Raw genomic sequence first — 22,802 nt, forward strand, 5'->3', positions numbered from 1 at the left:
TCAGACCAAGACGGTAGCCGCTTCTTGTGGTGAAGTTGAGTAACGGACGCTCAATAATGAAATGCCGCCTCCCGAAGGAAGCGGCGGTGTTCATGTAAAGCTTGAACTCAGTCTTGGTGGGTGAAGACGGTTTTACCGCTCACGAAAGTGCGCATCACCTTGCCGGTCATGCGCGCGCCTTCAAAGGCGGTGTTGCGCGACTTGGAAACCAGAGCGCTCTCTTGCACCTGCCAAGGATAGTCGAGATCGATGAGGATCAGGTCTGCAGGCGCGCCTTTGGCAATGCGACCGCTTTCAAGGCCGAGAATCTGCGCTGGGCGGATTGTCATAGCTTTCAAAACGGTATGCAGGTCCAGATCGTCCGAGTGAACGAAACGGAGCGCCGCGGCCAAGAGTGTCTCCAAACCAATCGCGCCATTCGAGGCTTCTGCGAATGGACGGCGTTTCACTTCACTATCCTGCGGATCGTGATCGGAATGGATCGTGTCAATGACGCCAGACCGTAGGCCTTCGATGAGCGCACGGCGGTCGTCTTCGCTGCGCAGCGGAGGGCTGACCTTGAAATAGGTGCGATACCGGCCGATGTCGTTTTCGTTCAGGCAGAGGTTGTTGATCGAAACGCCAGCAGTGGCCTTGGAATTGCGCGACTTCGCAAACTTCAGCAGCGTAAGCGAATTCTCGGTCGAGACCTGAGCTGCGTGATAGCGGACGCCAGTTGAGAGCGCGAGCTGAAGATCGCGCGCGAGAGGCACCGTTTCGACTTCGCGCGACAGGCCCTTCAAGCCCAGAACGGTGGCAAAGAGTCCTGAATTCATTACGCCTTCGCCAGCCAGATCGGCGTCGAAAACGTGGTGGACGAACGGCATGTCGTAATTGGCAGCGTAGCTCATGGCGCTGCGGAGCAGCGAATTCGACTGGATCGAATTAGCGCCATCGGTGAGGCACACAGCGCCAGCTTCTTTGAGAAGACCGAACTCGGTGATTTCCTTGCCCTGAAGACCGCGCGTGATGGCTGCAGAGGGTAGCACGCGAGCCAGAGACTGCGCTTCTGCGCGACGGATGAGGAAGTCGACAATTGCACTGTCGTCCACCACAGGGGTGGTGTCTGGCATCATGACGAAGCTGGTGACGCCACCGGCGACGGCGGCCTTACCGGCCGAAGCCAAAGTCTCGCGATATTCCTTGCCCGGTTCGCCGACGAAGACGCGCATGTCTATAAGGCCCGGCGCAAGCACCTGACCATTTGCGTTGATGACTTCGGCGCCGTCTGGCACGCCAACGGGACCGTTGAGCGCGATGTCTGTGATGATGCCGTTTTCAATCAGAACCGCGCCGGGATGATCGGTGCCGGAGGCTGGATCAACAATGCGGGCATTTTCGATGAGGACGGGCCGGGTCATGCGTCGTTCCTATTGAGCAGAGCATCGAGCACGGCCATGCGTGCGGCAACGCCCATTTCCACCTGGTCGGTGATGACTGAGCGCGCGCTATCGGCGATCGCAGGGTCGATTTCGACGCCGCGGTTCATTGGGCCGGGGTGCATCACGATCGCGTCGGGCTTAGCGAAGCCGAGCTTGCGTTCATCCAGGCCGTAGAAGTGGAAATATTCACGCACCGAGGGGATCATCTTGCCGCTGGCGCGTTCATGCTGCAGGCGCAGCATCATTACCACGTCCGCGCCCTTCAGGCCCTGTTCCATATCGGTGTAGACCTCGGTTGCGAGGTGTTCGATGCCGGAGGGCAGGAGGGTTTTTGGGGCAATGACCCGGGTGCGAACATGGAGCGCTCCGAGGAGCAGTAAGTTCGAGCGGGCAACACGCGAATTGGCGATGTCGCCGCAAATGGCAACCGTCAGGCCCGCCAGCGTGCCCTTGTGGTTGCGAATGGTGAGGGCGTCGAGGAGAGCCTGGGTCGGGTGCTCGTGCGCGCCGTCGCCGGCGTTGACCACCGAGCAGCCAACTTTCTGGCTGAGCAGTTCGACCGCGCCGGAGGAACCGTGACGCACCACCAGCACATCGGGGCGCATGGCGTTGAGCGTAGCCGCGGTGTCGATCAGCGTTTCGCCTTTGGTGACGGAGCTGGTCTTGACCGACATGTTCACGACCGTAGCGCCAAGGCGCTTGCCCGCGATTTCGAACGAAGACTGGGTCCGCGTCGACGGCTCGAAGAAGAGGTTGATTTGTGTCTTCCCCGCCAAAGTGTTGAGCGACTTGCGCTCTTGGCGGCTGACAGCAATCATCCGTTCGGCACGATCAAGCAGTTCGATAATCTCGTGTTGCTTGAGGTCCGCAATAGAAATCAGATGGCGCTGGCGGAAGGGCGGGAAGTCACCGGATTGCCCGGCGACGGATGGAGGAGTGTCCTGCGGCATGTCGCATCCCTAGCGATTTGGTGCGGTCTATCGGCTGGGGGCGCGATGAGCAAGCCCCTCACGAATTTATCCCCGCCGGAGCCGGTCCAGCGCTCCCTGTAGAATATAGCTGGCGGCCAGTTTGTCGACCACTTCGGCGCGACGGTCACGGCGCATATCTGCGTCGATCATCATGCGCGTGACGGCAGACGTAGATAGGCGCTCATCCCAATAAGCGATGGGCAAGTTGACCTTGGGTGCGAGGTTGCGGGCGAAGGCGCGTGTCGATTGAACGCGGGGGCCTTCTGAGCCGTCCATATTGAGGGGGAGACCCAAAATGATCGCAACGATTTGATTCTGTGCGATCAATTCGATGATGCGCTCAGCGTCCTGAGTGAACTTGGTTCGTTTGATGGTTTCAATCGGGGTCGCGGAGTAGCGCATGCCATCACTGATAGCGACTCCAATGGTTTTCGTGCCGAGGTCCAACCCCAAAATCTTGCCGGAAGGCGGAATGTCGGAGAGCGGATTATTGTCGTCGGTCACTGAATGGGTACTCATTGGATTGATTGGGTCTGTCCTATAGGGTGCGGGGCAAAATGGCGATGAAAAAGACTTCCCTATGAAACTCACTTGGTTCGGCAATACGGCATTTCGCATACATGCGGGTGGGAAGATCCTAGTCATTGATGCTCATGGCGCAGTTGGGGTTGACCATCAGGAGCTGTGTTCTGGAGCGGATGTGCTGCTGCAGACGAGAGCGCCGTTCGACGAGATTTCTGGCAGCAGCTGGAAGCCGATGCCGCGAAAGCGCTTGCTTGATGCGGATGGGGCGCTCCGTGAGGTTGTGGTGGCAAAGCTCGGGCAGGGGGCGTTTGTCTTTGATGCAGAGGATGAGCCGCCCTTGTTGCTTCTCACCGAGTCTGTGCCCGAGCTCGGGAAATGGGCCGATAAGGCTGTGGTTCTTATTGCGGGGGGCGATTTGGCAGGGCTTGCCGACACGCTGACGGATGCCGCGGCGCCGCGACTGATCGCCCTAGCTGGAGGCGATGAAGAGATTGGCGCCGCCTTTGAAATTCTAAGATCTAAACTGGATGGCACCGGCGTTGTGGCGCTGGAACATGGGCTTGCTGTGGAAGCGTAATCGCGCCACGGTGCCATTTCGATTGTCTTTTGATACCGGGCATTGCTAATAACGCCCCAATACGCCGTTCTCGCTGGAGTTTGCCATGTCTGTCGACGCCAATACCGTCAAGCGCATCGGGCGCCTTGCCCGCATCCGCATCGAAGAAGACGAAGTCGCTGGCTACCAGACCGAAATCAATTCGATCCTCGGCTTTGTCGAGCAGTTGTCTGAAATTAACGTCGATGGTGTTGAGCCAATGACATCGGTCATGCCGATGACCCTGCGCCGCCGTGACGACGCGGTCACCGACGGCAACATCGCCGAAAAGATCGTCAAGAACGCCCCATTGACCGAAGATAACTTCTTCATGGTCCCCAAGGTCGTTGAATAATATGGCGGTTTCCATCGCCATTGAGACCCCTTTGCAGGACGACGTGCGCGAGCTCGTCGCGCAGCTCAACGCTTTCCTGCTGCCCACCTCGCCAGTTGAATTCCAGTTCAAGATGACTGTGGAACAAATGGCCGGTGAGGACACGACGGTTCTTGTCGCTCGCGACGAAAACGGCGTGGCTGTCGGCATGGGGGCACTCAAGGTGCATGGTCCCGAGCTTGGCGAAGTCAAACGCATGTTCACCCTGCCGTCCGTTCGCGGGCAGCGTGTTGGCACTCTATTGCTCGACCGAATCGTCGGCTTGGCGCGGGAGAAGGATCTTCCCATCGTCATGCTCGAAACTGGACCAGAAGACGGCATGGCGGACGCCCATCGTCTTTATGGGCGTTACGGGTTCTCCCGTCGCGGTCCGTTTCTCGACTATCCAGAAAGCCCCTGGTCCAACTTTTTTGAATTGAAGCTGACGGCACCCGCCTTCGCTGGTTGAGCGCAGCCGACGCTGAAGAGAAAGAAACTCCATTGACCGATCTTACCCGTCTGAGCATCGCCGAAGCCCGCAAGGGCCTCACCGAAAAGACGTTTACTGCGACCGAGCTGACCGAGGCCTATGTCTCGGCTATCGACGCAGGCAATGCGGCGCTGAATGCCTATGTCGTCACGACGCCGGATAAGGCGCGCGAAATGGCGGCAGCATCGGATGCCAAGATTGCTGCCGGTACGGCTGGCACGCTTGAAGGCATTCCACTGGGCGTGAAGGATCTGTTTGCGACCAAGGGCGTCCACACACAGGCCGCTTCGCACATTCTTGATGGCTTCAAGCCGGAATACGAATCAACCGTCACAGCAAACCTGTGGCGCGATGGTGCCGTGATGCTGGGCAAGCTCAACATGGACGAGTTTGCCATGGGTTCGTCCAACGAAACCTCGTACTACGGTCCTGCGATCAATCCTTTCCGCGCTGAAGGTTCGGAAGAAAAATTGGTTGCCGGTGGGTCATCGGGCGGTTCGGCAGCGGCTGTTGCTGGCTGGCTCTGCGCTGGCGCGACCGCAACCGACACTGGTGGCTCGATCCGTCAGCCAGCTGCCTTCACCGGCACTGTTGGCATTAAGCCGACCTATGGTCGTGCATCGCGTTGGGGCACTGTTGCTTACGCGTCTTCGCTCGATCAGGCTGGCCCAATTGCCCGCACTGTTGAAGACGCAGCGCTGCTGCTGACCTCGATGTCCGGCTTTGACGCCAAGGATTCGACTTCGGTCAACATTCCGGTTCCAGATTTCGCCGCCGCGGTTGAGCGTGGCGTAAAGGGCATCACCATTGGTGTTCCGCGCGAATACCGCATGGACGGCATGCCAGAGGAAATTGAAAACCTCTGGAAGCAGGGCCTCGAATGGCTCAAGGCTGAAGGCGCGACCGTCAAGGACATCTCGCTGCCACACACCAAGTATGCCCTTCCGGCCTACTACGTTGTTTCGCCAGCAGAAGCTTCCTCGAATCTCGCGCGTTATGACGGCGTGAAGTACGGCCTGCGCGTGTCCGGCAAGGACATCACCGACATGTACGAACTCACCCGCGCTGCCGGTTTCGGCCGCGAAGTGAAGCGTCGTATTATGATCGGCACCTATGTGCTGTCCGCCGGCTACTATGATGCCTACTACGTCAAGGCGCAGAAGGTTCGCACGCTGATCAAGAAGGACTTCGAGGATGCGTTCAACGCAGGCGTTGACGCGATCCTGACCCCAGCGACCCCATCCTCTGCCTTCGCTATTGGCGATGCAAAGTTGGCCGCTGATCCGGTTGCGATGTATCTCAACGACATCTTCACCGTGACTGTGAACATGGCAGGTCTGCCGGGTATTGCTGTGCCAGCCGGTAAGGATGGCAAGGGTCTGCCGCTCGGTCTGCAGCTGATCGGTAAGCCGTTTGACGAAGAGACTCTCTTCGCCGCAGCGCGCGTCATCGAAAAGAGCGCCGGTGGTGATTTTGCACCCAAGCAGTGGTGGTAAGACCCCACTAAACCCCTAGATCAGGTGGCGGCGCTTGATTGTGCCGCCTTTCCGCATTATTTCCGGGTCATGCACAAGTTGAAACTGGTAATGACGCCTCCAGCCGAGGCGCCCGGGCCAACAGGAACATCACCGATGGCCGCAGATATTTTTACGACGCTCGACTGGTCTGAGCCGCCGAAGGATATGAGTAAGCCGTTGCAGGCGCTCTGGTGGCTCAAGAAAGGCGAGTTCCGTATTGGTATGGAATGGGAGCGTGCGCACGCCATCGTCCAGTCGATGGAAGGTGTGCAGGCGTTCGATTGGGTCCATGCCTTGATGCATTGGATTGAAGCCGATCTCGCCAATGCCGACTATTGGTATCGCCGCGCCGGTAAGCGCCGCGCGACGGCGAGTGTTTCCACCGAATGGGAACACATGGCCGCTGCGTTAAGCGAAGTGACCAAGCACTAAGTGCACGCGTAATCCGTGATTGAATTGCCGCTCTCTGGGAACAGGGGGCGGCAATTTCTTTTGACGAACGCGCAGGGGCCTGGAAGTGGCATTATGCTGGCACTTATGGGCCTGTGGAGGGGCACCGCTGTCGTTTTACGTGGCATATTGCGCGCACGAGCCATGCCCATGGGACGCGAAAGCGTAATGGGAATAAGTGCTTGAAGAGGGGAGATTGGGCAGGCAGACGAGAGTGGCCTTGTGGGCTTATTTTACCTCAGAAGTAAACGCTGAGGAGAGATGAAGGGATGCTTTGTGCGGATGGGGGCCGCAAGCTGGGCTTTTTCTGTTCCCTGCCGGACCGAGCGTACCGAAACCGCCATTGGTGGCATTGAAAAGCGGGTGGAATACATGTCACAATTTTCCGAGCTTTTTTGACTGGATACGCTTGTGACTGCCGCTAAACTTCCCGCGCAATGCGAGACAAAAGAAGACGTTCGTTTCGAGATCGACCGCATTGATCGGGCGCTGTTGAATTTGTTTGCGGAACGCCACGCTTATGTCACGCGCATGGCTGAGATTAAAACCGATCCGCATGAAGCGTTTGACCCGGTGCGTATCGAAGCAATTATCTCCAAGGTTCGCGCGCTCAGCGTTGAGCAGGACTTGGATGAAGATCAGGCCGAGCTGATTTGGCGGACGCTGATCGATTGGAACATCAATTTCGAAAAGGGCATTATTGCCGCCCGTCGCCGGGCAAAATAGGAAATTTCCATGCGTGTCTCTCAGCCGGATCGTGATCTTGACTGGGAAGCACTGGGCTCATTGGCTTTTGCCTCCTGGCAGCAAAGCGAATTTGGAGCGCAAGACGCTGGGCGCTGTGACCGCGAAAAGCTGTTCGCAGAGTTTTGCACCTTTTGTCGCGACAAGTCGGAAACCATGCATGTTGCGACAATCGGCGATGTGCCAGTGGGCTGGGGCGCAAGGGAATTTTCCGATAATGTGATTTCTGACCTGTGGGTCGCACCGTTTGCGCAAAGCCAAGGCGTCGGTGCGGCCTTGCTTGCAGCGCTGGAAGAGGTTATCGCCAACGCAGGCTACACTTTCGTGGAGCTTGAAACCTCGGCCGGCAACACCGGGGCGGTACGCTTCTACGAGCGCAACGGATATATTCCGGTGTGGCGCGGTATGAAGTTTTCCGCCAGCCTGAACTACGAACTCGACAAGATTCGCTTCCGCAAGGCATTGCCGGAAGCGGCATAGGACTGCCGAAACATGACACTCGTTGACACCCGTACTCCCGACAAAAAGCGTCTGATCTCCGGTTCGACCGGCGATTGGGAAGTGATCATTGGTATGGAAGTGCACGCGCAAGTGACCAGCGAAAGCAAGCTGTTCTCTGGCTCGTCGACCGCTTTCGGTAATCCTCCTAATGCGAACGTCAGCTTTGTTGATGCCGCCATGCCTGGCATGCTGCCAACCATCAACGAAGAATGCGTGCGTCAGGCTGTGCGCACAGGTCTGGGTCTGAAGGCTCAGATCAACAAGCGCTCGGTCTTTGACCGCAAGAACTATTTCTACCCTGACTTGCCGCAGGGTTATCAGATTTCCCAGTTCAAGGACCCAATCGTTGGCGAAGGTGTGATCACCATCGACGTCGATGGGGAAACCATTGAGATCGGTGTCGAACGTCTTCACCTCGAGCAGGACGCGGGTAAGTCGATCCACGATCAGCACCCAAACATGAGCTTTGTTGACCTGAACCGTTCGGGCGTCGCCCTGATGGAAATCGTCTCCAAGCCCGACCTGCGTTCGTCCGAAGAAGCCAAGGAATATCTATCCAAGCTTCGCGCTATCCTGCGTTATCTCGGTACTTGCGACGGCAATATGGAGCAGGGCTCCATGCGTGCTGACGTGAACGTATCGGTACGTCGTCCGGGTGGCGAATTCGGTACGCGTTGCGAAATCAAGAACGTCAATTCGATCCGCTTCGCGGGTCAGGCGATTGAATATGAAGCCCGTCGCCAGATCGACATTCTGGAAGATGGTGGCTCGATCGATCAGGAAACGCGCCTGTTTGACCCGAAGAACGGGGAAACGCGCGCTATGCGTTCGAAGGAAGAAGCGCACGACTATCGCTACTTCCCAGATCCAGACCTGCTGCCACTCGAATTCGACGATGCTTTCGTCGCGGCTTTGGCTGAAAACCTGCCAGAACTGCCAGACGAAAAGCAGGCACGCTTTGTGCGCGATTTTGGCGTCACCAAGTATGACGCGCATGTGCTGACGCTCGAACGTGAAACCGCTGACTTCTTCGAAACCATCGTGGCGCACGGTGGCAGCAAGCGCGACGGCAAGGCTGTTGCGAACATCCTCAACGGTGACGTGGCAGCTTTCGCAAACAGCGAAGGCAAGGCAGTTTACGAAACCCACATTACCCCAGCGCAGATTGCTGGTGTGGTTGACCTGATTGCTGCGGGCACGATCTCGTCCAAGGGCGGCAAGGATGTGCTGCAGATCATCATCTCGGAAGAGAAAGACGGTGATCCGGCAGCTATCGTTGAAGCCCGTGGCCTAAAGCAGGTGACCGATCTCGGCGCGATCGAAAAGATTGTGGACGACATCATCGCCGCCAACCCGGAACAGGTTGAGAAGGTTAAGGCAAAGCCAAGCATGATGGGCTGGTTCGTCGGTCAGGCGATGAAGGCTTCGGGCGGCAAGGCCAATCCGCAGGCTCTTAACGATCTCATGAAGCAGAAACTCGGCATCGAGTAAGAACGCGGGTCTGGATTCTGGTCCAGTCAGAACGTTGAACGAATAGAAAACCCGGCCACTGAGCCGGGTTTTTGTTTTTACATCGTCGGCACAGTGCCTGGAGAGGGCGGCGGCGGCACGTCAGGGCCCGGCGTAGGCGGAATGGGGTCTTCCAGCGGCGGCTGGTGTGGCGGCACCTCCTGGGGCTCTGGAGGCACAGGATCTACGGGCTGGGGCTGAGGAGGCTCAGGCTGTGGCGGGATGCCGGGAATGGGCTCGGGTTCGTAGGTTGGGTCTGGCACGGTTCTCTCCTCTAAAAGAGGCTAACGGGGCCAGACACGATGAGTTCCTAGCGTTTGCGCAGGAGCGTTTGGATGCGGCCATCAATGAAGAGCAGGCCGAAGAAGATCACCAACATGCCTAGGATTTGGATGGGCAAGATCGCCTCGCCCAAAAGGAAGGTGCCCAAAATCAGCGTGGAGATTGGCGCAATAAAGGTCGTTGTGGCGAAATTGGTCGCGCCAACGCGCGGAAGAATTCGATACATGATCAGAAACGTGAGGGCCGTCGACAAGAGGCCCAGGCCGAGCAAGGAGCCGAGTGTTTCAATGTGCGTAATCTGTGGCAGGCCGTTGAGGCTTAATGCCACCGGCAGGCTCAAAATGGCCGAGCCCGTAAGCGCGATGGCGGCGAAGGCGGTCGGCTCGACATGCTTGTAAGAGCGGGTGATGTTGAGTGAGAGCGCATAGCACAGCGTTGCCGCGAGACAGGCGCCGACGGCCCAAAGCGCCGTATTGCCGCCGCTTTGCAGGGCAGGTGACACCAGAATAGCAGCGCCAACGAAGCCAATCCCTACACCTATGAATTTTCGGGGGCCGGATTTTTCACCGCCGGGCCAGAAGTGGGACATGATCGCAGTCATCATTGGAGTGAGCGCATTGATGATAGCGGCAACTCCACTGGCGAGGTGGGCTTGTGCCGTTGGAAACAGCGCAAAAGGAATGGCATAGGCGATGACGCCGAGAAGGGCCAACTGCCCCCAGAGCCTAGGATCGCGCGGAACGGGTTTTTTCAGCAGGAAAAGGATTGCCCAACAGCCGATGGCGCCAATGCCGACCCGCAAGGTTGTGATCCAGAGCGGGCTGAGTTCGCGGATGAGAACGGCATTGAAAATAAATGAGCAGCCCCAAATGGATCCTAAAAGAACAATCCAACCCCAATCACGCAGACTCATTATCGCCACTCCAATAGATGCGTTGGTCTACGCCTGCGCTGAAGTGGCGTCGAACCGATTTTGACAATGGGGGCGATCGATTTTGGTGATGGATAAAGAAAAAGGCCGGATCGCTCCGGCCTAATTTACATTTTGCCAAGGGCGAGTTGTTTCAACGCCTCGGGGTAGATCCTGTGTTCTTCCACCAGAACGCGAGCTGCAAGTGTGTCTTCCGTATCGTCGGGCAGAACGGGGACGCGGGCCTGCAGGATCGCGTCGCCTTCGTCGAGACCGGGGGTGACAAAGTGGACGGTGCAGCCGTGTTCCTTTTCACCCGCCGCGAGAACGCGGGCATGGGTGTCGAGGCCTTTGTAGGCTGGGAGCAGGGAGGGGTGGATGTTGATCATCCGACCTTCCCAGCGATTGACGAAGTCCTCACCCAGAACGCGCATGAAACCGGCGAGGCAGACAATATCGACCTCCCAGCTTTCGAGCATGAGCGTCATGGTGTCTTCGAACATTTCCCGACTGGGGAATTTGCTCTGCGCCAGCGAGGCCGTGGCAATGCCGTGGCTCGCCGCAATCTCAAGACCGGGCGCGGCTGCCTTGTTGGACAGCACGCCGACGATCTCGGCAGGAAAATCGGGAGCCTTTGCGGCCTCGATGAGCGCGCTCATGTTTGAGCCGCGCCCCGAGATCAGAATGGCGACCTTTTTCTTGCTCATAGAGCGAGCTTGCCGCGGAAGGTCACAGGTTCACCGCTGCGCTCGGTCAACTGACCGACGACAGCTGCGATTTCACCATTAGCGGTGAGCGAGGCGACCAGCTTCTCAGCATCTGCCGGCGCGACAGCGACCAGCATGCCGACGCCGCAATTGAAGGTGCGGAGCATTTCGCGCTCTTCCATGCCGCCAACCTTGCTCATCCAGCCGAAAACTGGGGGAACGGTGACCGCGTTGAGATCGACATCGGCGGCGAGGTGGTCAGGCAGTACGCGCGGGATATTGTCGATGAAACCGCCGCCTGTGATGTGCGCAAGGGCTTTAATGCCAAGACCTTCCTTGAGCGCAGCCAGCAGTGGCTTCACATAGATGCGGGTCGGCTCGAGCAGGGCTTCTGCAAGGGTTTTGCCTTCAGCAAATGGTGCTGGTGCGTCCCAGGCGAGGCCGGAGAGGTCAACAATCTTGCGAACCAGCGAATAGCCGTTGGAATGAACGCCAGACGAGGCGATGGCAACCAGCGTATCACCAGCGGCGATATCGGCGCGTGGCAGGAGGGTGCCACGTTCGGCGGCGCCAACGGCAAAGCCTGCGAGGTCATAATCATTGCCATGATACATGCCCGGCATTTCAGCGGTTTCCCCGCCGATCAGTGCGCACCCTGCTAGGCGGCAACCGTGGGCAATGCCTTCGACAATCGCCGTGCCCTGGGCCACGTCGAGCTTGCCGGTGGCGAAATAGTCGAGGAAGAAGAGGGGCTCGGCACCCTGAACGACGAGGTCGTTGACGCACATGGCGACCAGATCCTGGCCGATGGTGTCGTGCTTGCCAGTGTCGATAGCGATCTTGAGCTTGGTGCCAACACCATCATTGGCGGCAACCAGAACTGGATCTTTGAAACCTGCGGCCCTTAAATCAAAAAGACCACCAAATCCGCCGATCTCGCCGTCGGCGCCTGGGCGTCGGGTGGATTTCACTGCGGGCTTGATGGCCTCTACCAGAGCATTGCCGGCGTCGATATCGACCCCTGCCTGCTTGTAAGAAAGCCCATTAGGTGGCAGGTGTGGTGTGTCGGACATGAGCCTGGTGCCAAATGCTGAGGATAGCGGGCAGAGTGAACCGCGCGCCACCGGGGTTGGTTGAAACTTTCGGTGTTGGCCGTTAGACGGCTGATAGCTTCTCGATTTCCTATAAGCAAGGGCTACACGCAGCAATGACGCTCCGAAATCAAGTGACCATCTGGATCGGCCTCTTGGCTGCCCTGCTTTTATCGCTCTGGATTTTCCGGGGCATCCTGCTTCCATTCGTGGTTGGGGCGGCCTTGGCCTATCTGCTCAATCCAGTGGTAAACCAGCTTGAGCGCTGGCGATTTAAGCGCGTTTGGGCGACGGCATTGGTGTTGACGGCGATTATCGTCGTGATCATCGGCTTGTTCTTCATGCTGGTTCCGATGATCGGACAGCAGATTGTTGGCCTCATTCAGCGCGCGCCGAGTCTGTATCGCGACCTTCAGGGGCTCATAAATCAGTATTCGCCTGAGGTCAGCGCATGGCTCGGGCCTGAACGTGCCGCCGAAGTTGAGCGTGGGATCAACGAGATTGCGCGCAATTTGCTCGGTTGGATTACGCGACTGCCTGCCGAATTGGTCAATATCGGCATGTCTGGCGCGTCTGTCGTGGCGTTTCTGGTCGTGGCGCCGGTGGTGGCGTTCTACCTCCTGCTCGATTGGCAGGGGATGGTTGATGGGGTCGAAGGGCTTTTGCCACGCCAGCATAAGGGTGAGATCAAAGGCATCCTGCGCGAGATTGACGATTCCATGGCCGGCGTTATCCGCGGGCAGGGCTCTGTTCTCCTGCTCGATGCTGCGTTCTATGCGACCGCGCTATCTCTGATTGGGCTGAACTTTGGTTTGGCCGTGGGTATTATCGGTGGCCTGCTGAGCTTTATTCCATTCGTCGGTGCGGCAGTGGGATTCGGGCTATCAGTGGGCATTGCGCTCGTGCAGTTCTGGCCAAACATGTGGATGGTTGGCCTCGTGTGCGCGGTCTTCCTGTTTTGGCAGTTCATCGAAGGCAATATTCTCTATCCAAAGCTCGTGGGCTCATCGATCAACATCAATCCGGTCTGGATGATGTTTGCTCTCCTCGCTCTGGGCGCGCTGTTCGGATTCACCGGGCTCCTGCTGGCTGTTCCAATGGCGGCCATTGCCTCGGTACTCGTGCGGTATGGCGTGAGAAAATATAAGGAAAGTGCGCTCTATCTTGGGACAGATGCGCCAGCTCCAATCGACCACAAGGACCAGAACTAAATGGCTTTGCCTGAGAACGGACCCCGGCAGCTTCCGCTGGAGTTCGTTCACGAACCCTCGCACGCTGAAGATGATTATCTCGTTGGTGCAGGAAACGCCTTAGCCTATGCCCGTATCGAAGCGTGGCCACATTGGCCTGACGGGGTGACCATGTTGATTGGTCCCACCTCGTCGGGAAAATCGCATGTGGCGCGCATTTTTGCTGAGCGCAGCGGCGCTGTGCTGGTAACGCCCGAAACGATAGCGGCGGTTGCTTCCGCACATGGCAATGAACCTCTGGTGCTAGAGGACGTTGATCGGCTTGATTATAATGAGGATGATCTTTTCCATCTGCTGAACCAAGCCATGCGCGGCGACAGAACTCTGTTGCTGACGGCGCGTGAAGACGTTGCCAAATGGGATTTGCGGACCGATGATGTCCGCTCACGCATTCGGCGTGCGCCTGTTTTCACATTAGAAATCAGTGATGACATCGCGTTGTCACAGATTTTTGTGAAGTTGTTCGGTGATCGACAGATCACAGTCGACCCAAAGATAATCGGCTATGTGGTGCCGCGCATGGAGCGGAGCCCGGAAGAAGCCGAACGTCTGGTTGATTTGATGGACAAGCTGGCTCTTGCGAAAGGGTCGGCCATTACGCGTGCGATAGCGGGTGAAGCTCTTGCTGTACGGCAAGACGCAGATTCGGCGCTGAAATTGGACTGGGACGCAGACGACGATGAATGAGATGAGCGAAATCGCCGAACTGGATGGTGCCAACCCAGATGTGGAGGCGCTGCGCAAAAGCCCGGCGCGTTTCGTTAATCGAGAAGTCAGCTGGCTTCAATTCAATATGCGGGTTCTGGAGGAGGCTGGGAACGAATCCCACCCTCTGCTGGAACGCCTGCGTTTCGTGTCTATTTCGGCAAACAATCTCGACGAATTCTACATGGTCCGTGTTGCGGGTCTGAAGGGCCAAATCCGTGCTGGTTTGGCCAAGCAATCTGCCGATGGCTTATCGCCGAGCGAGCAGCTGGAAGAAATTGCGACGCTCGCTCAGCACTTGCAGTTGGAACAGCAGGACCACTGGCAAGATTTGCGCGAATTGCTGGTCGAGCAGAATGTCGTCATCCATGAGCAGGACGACCTCTCGCCGGAACAAATCGCTTATCTGCAAAAGCTGTTCCGTGAAGAAATTTTCCCTGTCCTCACACCAATTGCGGTCGATCCAGCCCATCCATTCCCGTTCATCCCGAACCTCGGGCTGGCCCTCGCATTTGAACTCAAGCGTCCAACCGGGGATCAAAACCTGACGGCGCTCGTGCGTATCCCGGGTAATCTCGATCGTTTTATCACGCTGCCATCGGCGCTGGTTTCAGAGGGGCGGACTGAGGTCGTCTCGATCGACACCCTAGTGAAGCTGTTCTTCCTCAAAATGTTCCCGGGCCATGAAATTGTTGGCTCAGGCGCATTCCGCATCATCCGTGACAGTGAAATCGAAATTGACGACGAAGCTGCCGATCTCGTTGTCGAGTTCGAATCTGCACTTCGGCAACGTCGCCGTGGCCAGGTTATCCGCCTAGAAATCGAGCGGTCGATGCCGCGTGCGTTGAAGCGGCAGATTGGTGAACAGCTCAGTGTCAAAGAGGCGGATGTCTTTGAGGTACAGGGGTTCCTCGGCCTCGCCGATGCCCGTAAAATCTGCGACGTTGATCGTGCGGACCTAAAATTCCCGCCGTATCACGCGCGTTTCCCAGAACGTATCCGCGACTATAACGGGGATAGCTTCGCGGCTATCCGCGCTAAGGACATCCTTGTCCACCATCCGTTTGAGAGTTTCGACGTCGTCGCGCAGTTCCTGATGCAGGCAGCGCGGGACCCGGAGGTGGTGGCGATTAAGCAGACGCTGTACCGGACGTCTTCAGACAGCCCCATCGTTAAAGCACTGGTCATGGCGGCAGAGGCGGGCAAGTCTGTGACGTGCCTCGTGGAGCTGAAAGCGCGTTTTGACGAAGAGGCGAATATCCGCTGGGCCCGCGACCTTGAACGGGCAGGCGCGCAGGTTGTGTTCGGTTTTATCGAACTCAAAACCCACGCCAAGCTGAGCCAGGTCGTTCGTCGTGAGAAGGGCAAGCTGGTTAGCTACTGCCATATTGGCACCGGCAACTATCACCCGATTACAGCCAAGATTTATACAGACCTCAGCTATTTCACGATTGATCCCTCGATCACCCGTGACGTTGCGCGCGTGTTCAATTTTATAACGGGTTATGCGCGGCCGACCGAACTCGAAACTATCGCTGTTTCCCCGGTCAATTTGCGCCAGACATTGGTCGAAAGCATCGCGCGGGAGATCGAGTTCGCGCGCGAGAGCAAGCCAGCCCATATTTTGCTGAAGATGAACTCGCTGGTTGATCCGCAAGTCATCGACGCGCTCTATGACGCGAGTCGGGCAGGGGTGAAAGTTGACCTGATTGTTCGTGGGATTTGCTGTCTGCGCCCCGGTATCCCCGGGTTCTCAGAAAATATCCGTGTAAAATCTGTGGTCGGTCGGTTCCTCGAACACAGCCGAATTTACTGTTTTGGCAACGGGGAGATGATGCCGTCCCCTCGGGCAAAAGTGTATATTTCCTCGGCAGATTTGATGGGCCGGAACTTGGATGGACGGGTGGAAGTTATGGTCCCGATCCTGAACAAGACCGTGCACAAGCAGATACTGGATCAGATCCTTGGGGCCTATCTCAAGGACAACGAACAAAGCTGGGAAGTCTTGCCGGATGGCAGTTCACACCGCATAAAGCGCTCTGAGGGTGAAGAAGCCTTCAGCGCTCATAAGTATTTTATGACTAATCCCTCCCTGTCTGGGCGCGGTAGTGCCGGGATGGTTGATAACGACGAGGCTTAAGTTTGACCCAATTCTGGGGCGTCGACGCCGATCCTACTGCCCAAGGTCGTTTGAAGGGGGCGCGCCCTGTCGCAGTCCTTGATATCGGATCAAACTCGGTTCGTTTGGTGGTTTATGAGCGGCATGCCCGCTCATTAACACCGCTCTACAACGAAAAGGCCTCCTGCGCCCTCGGGCGTGGGGTCGGCCAGACTGGTCGTTTGGCCGAAGCCAATATGGCGACGGCGCTTGAGGCGATGAAGCGTTTCGCTCTTGTTGCGCGCATGATGCGCGTTGGCACTGTGGTTGTGTTGGCAACCTCTGCCGTACGCGACGCCGCAAACCGCGATGAGTTCGTCGCGGCAGTCGAAGAGATTATGAACACCGAGGTTCGTGTTCTCTCAGGCGAGGATGAGGCGCACTTTGCGGCATTGGGGGTGGTTGCCGGTATCCCTGGGTTTGTCGGCGTTGTCGGCGACCTTGGTGGCGGTAGCCTCGAGTTTTCAGCACTCCAGAACGGATCAGACAGCAATAATCAGTCCTTCGAGCTTGGTGTCATTCGCCTGCAGGACGATTCGAACGGTTCTCCCGCGACTGCTGCGGAAATCGTGCGCAAACAGCTTAGTAGCTCCATGTTGAAAAACACTGGCGAGGAACAGCGTTTCGCGGCCATTGGCGGCACTTGGCGCTCATTGGCGAAGCTCCATCAAGCGCGCAGCAATTATCCGCTGCATATGGTGCAAGACTATGTGGTGTCGGCAGATGAGATGATCGCTTTCTGTAGCGACATCGTGAAAGCGGATTCCCTCAAAAATTATCCAGGCTCCAACTCGGTGTCGAACTCGCGGCGAGAACTCGTGCCTTTTGGCGCGGCCGTTTTGATGGAAGTTCTTAAAGCCGGTCGGTTTGCATCGGTGGTCTTCTCAGCGCTCGGTGTGCGCGAAGGCTATCTCTACGGCATGCTGGACGATACCGAACGGGTCGTCGATCCGTTGATCCAAGGGGCCGAGGAGCTATCAATTTTGCGCTCGCGCTCCCCTGAACACGCTACGGATCTAATAGATTTCACCACGCACTATTTCCGCTCGGCAGCCGTTGAAGAAACTGGCCAGCAGCGTCGCTTGCGCCTCGTCGCATGTCTATTGGCCGATATCGGCTGGCGCTCCCATCCCGACTATCGCGGCGAGCAAAGCGTCAATGCGCTTGCCTATGGCTCATTGACGGGGATTGATCACGTCGGTCGTAGCTTTTTAGCCCAGACCATGGCGGTTCGGTATGATGGGCTCAAGAGCAAGTCGGCTCTGGCGATTGCCGGCCTCACGTCATCTGAGATGACGGCGCGCGCGCGCTTGATCGGCGCTTTGTTCCGCGTTGCCTATCCGATGACGGCGGCAATGCCGGGCGTGTTGGGACGCACGTCACTATCGGTCGTTGACGAGGCTTTGGTGCTGAGTTTGCCGACCGACTATGCGTTCCTCAACGGCGACCATTTACGCAATCGCTTGCGTCAGCTCGCCGATGAGGCCGGGTTTGAAACGTGGAGAGTGAAGGTCGGCTGATTACTCAGCCGATTCTTCTTCTGGTACATCAAATTCGATAACGCCCTTGCGGGTCGCCACAAGGCCAACGCGGCCATGCTTAATGGCAAGCGCTTTTTCGCCAAACAGCTTGCGACGCCAGCCTTTGAGGGCAGGGACGTCTGCATCGTCGTCGAGCACGAGGGCGTCGATTTCGTCCGATGTCGCGATGATTCTCGCCGCAACGCCGTGCTGTTCCGCGACAGACTTGAGCAGAACACGAATGAGATCGCCCACGGCGCCTTTAGGGGATGGTCCGCGATAGCGCTCAGGCATGGCCGGAAGAGCCGACTTTGGAATGGCTTCCACGTCTTTCATCAGCGCGATGATTTCTGCGGCAGCACTGGAGCGGCCATAGCCGCGCGGTACCGCACGCAGTTTGTCAAAGGCTTCAGGTGTCAGCGGGCGTTGAGTCGCCAACTCGCTCAACACGTCATCCTTGAGAATGCGGCTTCGCGGCTGGTCTGATTCCTGTGCGCGTCGTTCGCGCCATTGAGCCAGCGCCTTCATAGCAGCCAAATCGCGCGGGCGATTGAGCTTCATCTTGAGGCGTTCCCAAGCATTTTCAGGCTGGACGACATAAGTGTCTATGGAACGGAGGACACCCAGCTCGTCTTCGACCCAATCCCAACGACGGGTCTGTTCGACCTGCTTTTTGAGCTCGCGATAGATGTCACGCAGATAGGTGACGTCAGCGAGTGCGTAGGTGAGTTGTTTATCGCTGAGCGGGCGAGCCGACCAATCGGTAAAGCGGGATGATTTGTCGAGTTCGACCTTGCAGATGGCGCGCACAAGACTGTCGTAGGAGGCGCTATCGCCAAACCCGCAGACGCTGGCCGCTATCTGAGTGTCGAAAATGTTATTGGGTACCGCGCCCGTCAACTTCACGAAAATTTCCACATCCTGCCGAGCGGCGTGGAAAACCTTGGTCACTTCCGGATTCGCGAGGAGCGTGAAAAAGGGCGCGAGTTTGATATCGGGAGCAAGCGGATCGATGAGAACCGCTTCGTCATTTGTGGCAACTTGGATCAGGCAAAGGCGCGGCCAATAGGTGGTTTCGCGCAGGAATTCCGTATCCACGGTGACAAATTCATACTGGGCAGCGCGCTCGCAAAACGCGGCGAGCGCCTCTGTGGAGACTATAATGTCCATGCGTCTACCGTCTTACTATGGTCGATATTCTTCCTATCAGGGTCTTCTCAATAGCTCCACCGTCGATTTTCCTTGCTTGTAGCGGGGGAAAGCCGCTAATCCCCCGAGCTTGACAGATGGGAGTGGCCATGCGCTTTTCCCGACTGCCTTTCCGGCCTTCCCGTAAGCTATTTCCGAGCATTGACATGACACTTCATCGCTATCGTTCCCACACCTGTGGTGCCCTCACAGCGAATGATGCTGGCAATAATGTGCGCCTATCGGGCTGGGTGCACCGTGTTCGCGATCACGGCGGTCTGCTGTTTATCGACCTTCGCGACAACTATGGCATCACCCAATGCGTGATCGACCCCGATTCTGCTGCATTCAGCACCGCTGAAAAAGTACGCTCTGAATGGGTTCTGCGTATCGATGGCGAAGTGAAGCCACGTGATCCATCGGCAGTGAACACCAATATTTCGACTGGCGCGATTGAGATTTTCATCCGCGACATCGAAGTTTTGTCCGTTGCCAAGGAATTGCCGCTGCCCGTTTTCGGCGACGCGGAATACCCAGAAGACATTCGCCTCCGTTACCGCTTCCTCGACCTGCGTCGTGAGAAGCTGCACAACAACATCCTGAAGCGCACCCGCGTTATCTCGGCGATGCGTTCGGGCATGGGTGACGCTGGCTTTACCGAATTCTCGACGCCGATTCTGACCGCGTCGTCCCCAGAAGGCGCGCGCGACTTCCTCGTGCCAAGCCGTATCCATCCCGGTAAGTTCTTCGCGCTGCCACAGGCTCCGCAGCAGTACAAGCAGCTGCTGATGGTTGCTGGCTTTGACCGCTACTTCCAGGTCGCACCATGCTTCCGCGATGAAGATCCACGTGCAGACCGTCTGCCGGGCGAATTCTACCAGCTCGACCTGGAAATGAGCTTTGTCACTCAGGAAGACGTCTGGAACACAGTTGAACCCGTCATCACCGACGTGTTCGAAAAGTTCGCCGAGGGCAAGCGCGTCACCAAGAACTGGCCGCGTATTCCCTACGATACCGCGATCCGTAAGTATGGCTCGGACAAGCCAGACTTGCGTAACCCGATCGAGCTGCAGAACGTTACCGAGCACTTCGTTGGTTCAGGCTTCAAGGTTTTTGCAAACCAGATCGAAGCCGATCCGAAGGTTGAAGTTTGGGCGGTTCCGGCCAAGAACAAGGCGGGTGCTGAGCCAATCGGCCGTGCTTTCTGCGATCGTATGAACGCATGGGCGCAGGGCGAAGGTCAGCCAGGCCTTGGCTATATCTTCTTTAAGAAAGTCCTAAACGTCACGGAAGTTGAAGCCCGAATTTTCGGAGAATTGTCTCAGGAAGCTCGCGAATCATACTTCGAACGATACGGCACTATAGAAGCAGAGGGATCTGGTCCTATTGCTAAGAACCTTGGCCCGGCCCGCACCGAGGCTATCAGGCGGGAGCTCGGCCTGACCGACGGCGACGCTGTGTTCTTCGTCGCTGGTCGCCCAGAGAAGTTCTACAAGTTCGCAGGTGAAGCCCGCACCAAGGTCGGTACCGATCTCGGCGTCGTCGACACCGAACAGTATGCACTGTGCTGGATCGTCGACTTCCCATTCTACGAGTGGAGCGAAGAAGAAAAGCGCATCGACTTTGCGCACAACCCGTTCTCCATGCCGCAGGGTGGCATTGACGCTCTGAACTCGGCGGATCCGCTTTCGCTCAAGGCTTACCAGTACGACGCTGTCTGCAACGGCTTTGAAATTGCTTCTGGCTCGATCCGTAATCAGGAGCCGGAAACCATGGTCAAGGCCTTCGAAATCACCGGCAAGAGCCGTGAGGAAGTCGAAGAGCAGTTCGGTGGTCTCTATCGTGCGTTCCAGTACGGCGCGCCTCCGCATGGTGGTGCAGCCTTTGGTATCGACCGTATCGTGATGCTGCTGTGTGGCGCGCAAAACCTGCGTGAAATCACCGCCTTCCCGATGAACCAGCAGGCGGAAGACCTTCTCATGGGCGCTCCGAGCCCAGCGGACAACAAGCAATTGCGCGAGCTCAGCATCCGCCTGAATGTACAAAGCTAAGCTTTACGCGAAGTGATTTTTGAAAGACGCCCTCCGGGGCGTCTTTTGTTTTGTGCATACGCGGACCCTCCGACCATGTGTTAATTGCTCGGAAAGCCAACACGGCATAAAAAGCTAACGTTCTCCTCTGAAACGGATTCTCGGTCGTGAAGTTCAACATCTCGCACCTGCTGATGTTACTCGGCGCGGCCGTAGCGCTGGTGCCAATCGTCGCTGTCGATTTTGTCATCGACGCCTATGTAGAGCATCGGGAAAAGACGGTGGCCGAGCGACACGTCAGCGTGGACAGTTCCACTGTTGCGTCCTCGGCTTCAGAGGGTGTAGCCGCCCTGCGCATAGTATGGTCCGACAGCCCGTCCTTGTGCGCACAGACCTTTGTGCAGAACGCTCAGGCGGCGGTTCAGAACAATGTCAGCGTGCTTCAATTCGTCGTCGAGAATAGCGATGGCACCCAGTATTGCGACGCGTTTGGTACAGGCGTCAGTTATGCTCCGCTTTCGACAGCGCTGCCAATTCCTGGCCAGTCCGAGACGCTGACCGTCGTGCGCTATGGCGCGATGGACGCGCCTGTTTTGAAGATCACACAGGAGATCGGGGAAACTCGCAAGCTCTCCGTGTTTGTGCCGCTTCTTCCACAGAGCATTGAATCGCATCTGCGGACCATGGCGCCTTCAACGATGAAGCGGTTCTCGCTGACCAATAACCAACCTATTTTGGTGCTGGGGACGAGCGGTGAGTTTGAGGCCGACAAGGCGCCGGACGATTTTATTCTCGCTGCAGGTTACGCCTCTCAGTTCCCGATCAAGGTTGAGCTTGCGATCCCGTTTGACGTTGCCCGTTCGCATTACCGCGATTTGGACCTTGTGTTCACCGTTCTTGCAGCACTGCTCAGCGGCGCGTTCTTGCTCGGCGTCCTGAGTTATTTCCGTCGCTCCCGTGTTCCAGCTTTCAATCTGGAACGGGCAATCGAGCGGAATGAAATCAAGCCGTATTATCAGCCCGTCATCAATCTTCGCACGGGCGATCTGGTTGGTTGTGAGGTGTTGTGCCGCTGGGAAAAGCCTAACGGCCGTGTCGTCCCGCCGAACAGTTTTATCGAATACGCTGAGAATACCGGCCTCGCGATTCCGATGACGGTTTCGCTGATGCAGCAGGTTCGAGGCGATCTCTCAGAACTCTGCAAAACCATCCCGAACTTCAAGATCTCCATAAATCTGTTTGAGGGTCATTTCCGCGATGGCGGGATTGTGGAGGACGTTCAGGCTATTTTTGGCAATTCGCCGATTAGCTACCGTCAGCTGGTTTTTGAAATCACTGAACGCCGTCCGCTGCGCAACACACTGGCCGCGACCAGCGTGATTTCAGGCCTTCACGCGCTGGGTTGCCGTCTGGCGATGGATGACGTCGGTACGGGGCATTCAAACCTTGCGTACCTCGCCACGCTCGGCGTTGATGTGATTAAGATCGATCGCATCTTTGTCGATATGATCAAGAAAGACACCACCCAGGTGCCAGTGCTCGATGGCCTAATTGCCATGGGCAAAGACCTTGATTGCGAGATTGTTGCTGAAGGCGTCGAAACGGAAGAGCAAGCGCTTTACCTTCGCGCGCATGGTGTGGTTCATGCGCAGGGCTATATTTTTGCACCTGCACTCAAGGCTAAGATCTTCATTGAACTGGCCACGGCCCTCCATCGCTCGGGTGGAAATGCGCGTGACGTTCTCGCACGGGTTGCGACAGCCAATTAACCCGATTGCATTGGTGCGACACAAAATGCCGCACTTGGTCTTTTCATTGCCGTGAATCGGTGGCACGTACGCTCCCAGACGAGAGTTTGGGAGATA

At 57.2% G+C, this 22,802-nt stretch carries 22 protein-coding genes; 14 read left to right on the forward strand and 8 right to left on the reverse strand.

Translation table 11 applies throughout. From position 1 onward, the window contains the following. Nucleotides 1-107: 107 nt before the first annotated feature. The 3 genes from pyrC to ruvX form a co-directional block, all read right to left on the reverse strand. Nucleotides 108-1,400 (reverse strand): dihydroorotase, encoded by a 1,293-nt coding sequence (pyrC, locus tag JHL21_RS00690; protein ID WP_200211300.1) that lies wholly within the window; start codon nucleotides 1,398-1,400, stop codon nucleotides 108-110. After that, nucleotides 1,397-2,371 (reverse strand): aspartate carbamoyltransferase catalytic subunit, encoded by a 975-nt coding sequence (locus tag JHL21_RS00695; RefSeq protein ID WP_200211302.1) that lies wholly within the window; start codon nucleotides 2,369-2,371, stop codon nucleotides 1,397-1,399. The genes pyrC and JHL21_RS00695 overlap by 4 nt, the downstream gene beginning before the upstream one ends. A 66-nt stretch (nucleotides 2,372-2,437) precedes the next feature. Beyond that, nucleotides 2,438-2,911: a Holliday junction resolvase RuvX gene (gene ruvX / locus JHL21_RS00700; RefSeq protein WP_169193846.1), complete on the reverse strand. Its 474-nt coding sequence runs from the start codon at nucleotides 2,909-2,911 to the stop codon at nucleotides 2,438-2,440. A gap of 61 nt (nucleotides 2,912-2,972) precedes the next feature. Between ruvX and JHL21_RS00705 the strand changes: the two genes are divergently transcribed. From JHL21_RS00705 to gatB, 8 genes are all read left to right on the forward strand, one after another. Next, nucleotides 2,973-3,494, forward strand: coding sequence for a hypothetical protein (locus JHL21_RS00705; protein WP_200211304.1), 522 nt, complete (start codon nucleotides 2,973-2,975; stop codon nucleotides 3,492-3,494). An 85-nt stretch (nucleotides 3,495-3,579) separates the two neighbouring features. Next, on the forward strand, nucleotides 3,580-3,867 hold the full coding sequence (gene gatC, locus JHL21_RS00710) for an Asp-tRNA(Asn)/Glu-tRNA(Gln) amidotransferase subunit GatC (RefSeq protein ID WP_169193848.1): 288 nt from the start codon (nucleotides 3,580-3,582) through the stop codon (nucleotides 3,865-3,867). A 1-nt stretch (nucleotide 3,868) separates the two neighbouring features. Beyond that, nucleotides 3,869-4,354 (forward strand): GNAT family N-acetyltransferase, encoded by a 486-nt coding sequence (locus JHL21_RS00715; protein WP_200211306.1) that lies wholly within the window; start codon nucleotides 3,869-3,871, stop codon nucleotides 4,352-4,354. Nucleotides 4,355-4,386: 32 nt separating this feature from the next. Beyond that, nucleotides 4,387-5,871, forward strand: coding sequence for an Asp-tRNA(Asn)/Glu-tRNA(Gln) amidotransferase subunit GatA (gene gatA / locus JHL21_RS00720; protein WP_200211308.1), 1,485 nt, complete (start codon nucleotides 4,387-4,389; stop codon nucleotides 5,869-5,871). A gap of 135 nt (nucleotides 5,872-6,006) precedes the next feature. Further along, nucleotides 6,007-6,324: a hypothetical protein gene (locus JHL21_RS00725; protein ID WP_169193851.1), complete on the forward strand. Its 318-nt coding sequence runs from the start codon at nucleotides 6,007-6,009 to the stop codon at nucleotides 6,322-6,324. A gap of 429 nt (nucleotides 6,325-6,753) precedes the next feature. After that, nucleotides 6,754-7,068, forward strand: coding sequence for a chorismate mutase (locus JHL21_RS00730; RefSeq protein ID WP_169193852.1), 315 nt, complete (start codon nucleotides 6,754-6,756; stop codon nucleotides 7,066-7,068). A gap of 9 nt (nucleotides 7,069-7,077) precedes the next feature. Beyond that, a complete protein-coding gene (locus tag JHL21_RS00735; protein ID WP_199530373.1) occupies nucleotides 7,078-7,566 on the forward strand; it encodes an N-acetyltransferase in 489 nt (162 codons plus the stop codon). Between the two features lie 12 nt (nucleotides 7,567-7,578). Further along, nucleotides 7,579-9,078, forward strand: coding sequence for an Asp-tRNA(Asn)/Glu-tRNA(Gln) amidotransferase subunit GatB (gene gatB / locus JHL21_RS00740; RefSeq protein ID WP_200211310.1), 1,500 nt, complete (start codon nucleotides 7,579-7,581; stop codon nucleotides 9,076-9,078). Between the two features lie 77 nt (nucleotides 9,079-9,155). Here gatB and JHL21_RS00745 read toward each other — a convergent pair whose 3' ends face one another. The 4 genes from JHL21_RS00745 to purM form a co-directional block, all read right to left on the reverse strand. Next, nucleotides 9,156-9,359: a hypothetical protein gene (locus JHL21_RS00745; RefSeq protein ID WP_200211312.1), complete on the reverse strand. Its 204-nt coding sequence runs from the start codon at nucleotides 9,357-9,359 to the stop codon at nucleotides 9,156-9,158. Nucleotides 9,360-9,406: 47 nt separating this feature from the next. After that, nucleotides 9,407-10,291: a DMT family transporter gene (locus JHL21_RS00750; RefSeq protein WP_200211314.1), complete on the reverse strand. Its 885-nt coding sequence runs from the start codon at nucleotides 10,289-10,291 to the stop codon at nucleotides 9,407-9,409. Between the two features lie 125 nt (nucleotides 10,292-10,416). Continuing rightward, nucleotides 10,417-10,995 carry a phosphoribosylglycinamide formyltransferase gene (gene purN / locus JHL21_RS00755; protein ID WP_200211316.1) on the reverse strand — a complete coding sequence of 193 codons (579 nt, stop codon included), beginning with the start codon at nucleotides 10,993-10,995 and terminating at the stop codon, nucleotides 10,417-10,419. Next, nucleotides 10,992-12,068 (reverse strand): phosphoribosylformylglycinamidine cyclo-ligase, encoded by a 1,077-nt coding sequence (gene purM, locus JHL21_RS00760; protein WP_200211318.1) that lies wholly within the window; start codon nucleotides 12,066-12,068, stop codon nucleotides 10,992-10,994. Before purM ends, purN begins: the two co-directional genes overlap by 4 nt. Before the next feature lie 134 nt (nucleotides 12,069-12,202). Here purM and JHL21_RS00765 point away from each other — a divergent pair, with 134 nt between their 5' ends. Genes JHL21_RS00765 through JHL21_RS00780 form a run of 4 tightly spaced genes read left to right on the forward strand, consistent with a single transcriptional unit; the run spans nucleotide 12,203 to nucleotide 17,719 of the window. Continuing rightward, a complete protein-coding gene (locus JHL21_RS00765; RefSeq protein ID WP_200211320.1) occupies nucleotides 12,203-13,297 on the forward strand; it encodes an AI-2E family transporter in 1,095 nt (364 codons plus the stop codon). Further along, complete coding sequence (locus tag JHL21_RS00770; RefSeq protein WP_200211321.1) at nucleotides 13,298-14,023, forward strand: hypothetical protein; 726 nt, start codon at nucleotides 13,298-13,300, stop codon at nucleotides 14,021-14,023. Between the two features lies 1 nt (nucleotide 14,024). Then, the gene (locus JHL21_RS00775) at nucleotides 14,025-16,181 is read left to right on the forward strand and encodes an RNA degradosome polyphosphate kinase (protein ID WP_254081892.1); all 2,157 of its coding nucleotides are present in this window, start codon (nucleotides 14,025-14,027) and stop codon (nucleotides 16,179-16,181) included. Nucleotides 16,182-16,183: 2 nt separating this feature from the next. Continuing rightward, on the forward strand, nucleotides 16,184-17,719 hold the full coding sequence (locus JHL21_RS00780; RefSeq protein WP_169193861.1) for a Ppx/GppA phosphatase family protein: 1,536 nt from the start codon (nucleotides 16,184-16,186) through the stop codon (nucleotides 17,717-17,719). Here the strand turns inward: JHL21_RS00780 and rnd are convergent, their stop codons facing one another. Beyond that, complete coding sequence (gene rnd / locus JHL21_RS00785) at nucleotides 17,720-18,889, reverse strand: ribonuclease D (RefSeq protein ID WP_200211328.1); 1,170 nt, start codon at nucleotides 18,887-18,889, stop codon at nucleotides 17,720-17,722. 185 nt (nucleotides 18,890-19,074) lie between these two features. Between rnd and aspS the strand changes: the two genes are divergently transcribed. Together aspS and JHL21_RS00795 are read left to right on the forward strand one after the other, a co-directional pair. Next, nucleotides 19,075-20,958, forward strand: a complete 1,884-nt coding sequence (gene aspS / locus JHL21_RS00790) for an aspartate--tRNA ligase (protein ID WP_254081893.1) — start codon at nucleotides 19,075-19,077, stop codon at nucleotides 20,956-20,958. A gap of 146 nt (nucleotides 20,959-21,104) precedes the next feature. Continuing rightward, a complete protein-coding gene (locus JHL21_RS00795) occupies nucleotides 21,105-22,706 on the forward strand; it encodes an EAL domain-containing protein (RefSeq protein WP_200211331.1) in 1,602 nt (533 codons plus the stop codon). Nucleotides 22,707-22,802 lie beyond the last annotated feature (96 nt).

Origin of the sequence: Devosia sp. WQ 349K1, assembly GCF_016595685.1 — a bacterium.
Taxonomy (GTDB): Bacteria; Pseudomonadota; Alphaproteobacteria; order Rhizobiales; family Devosiaceae; genus Devosia.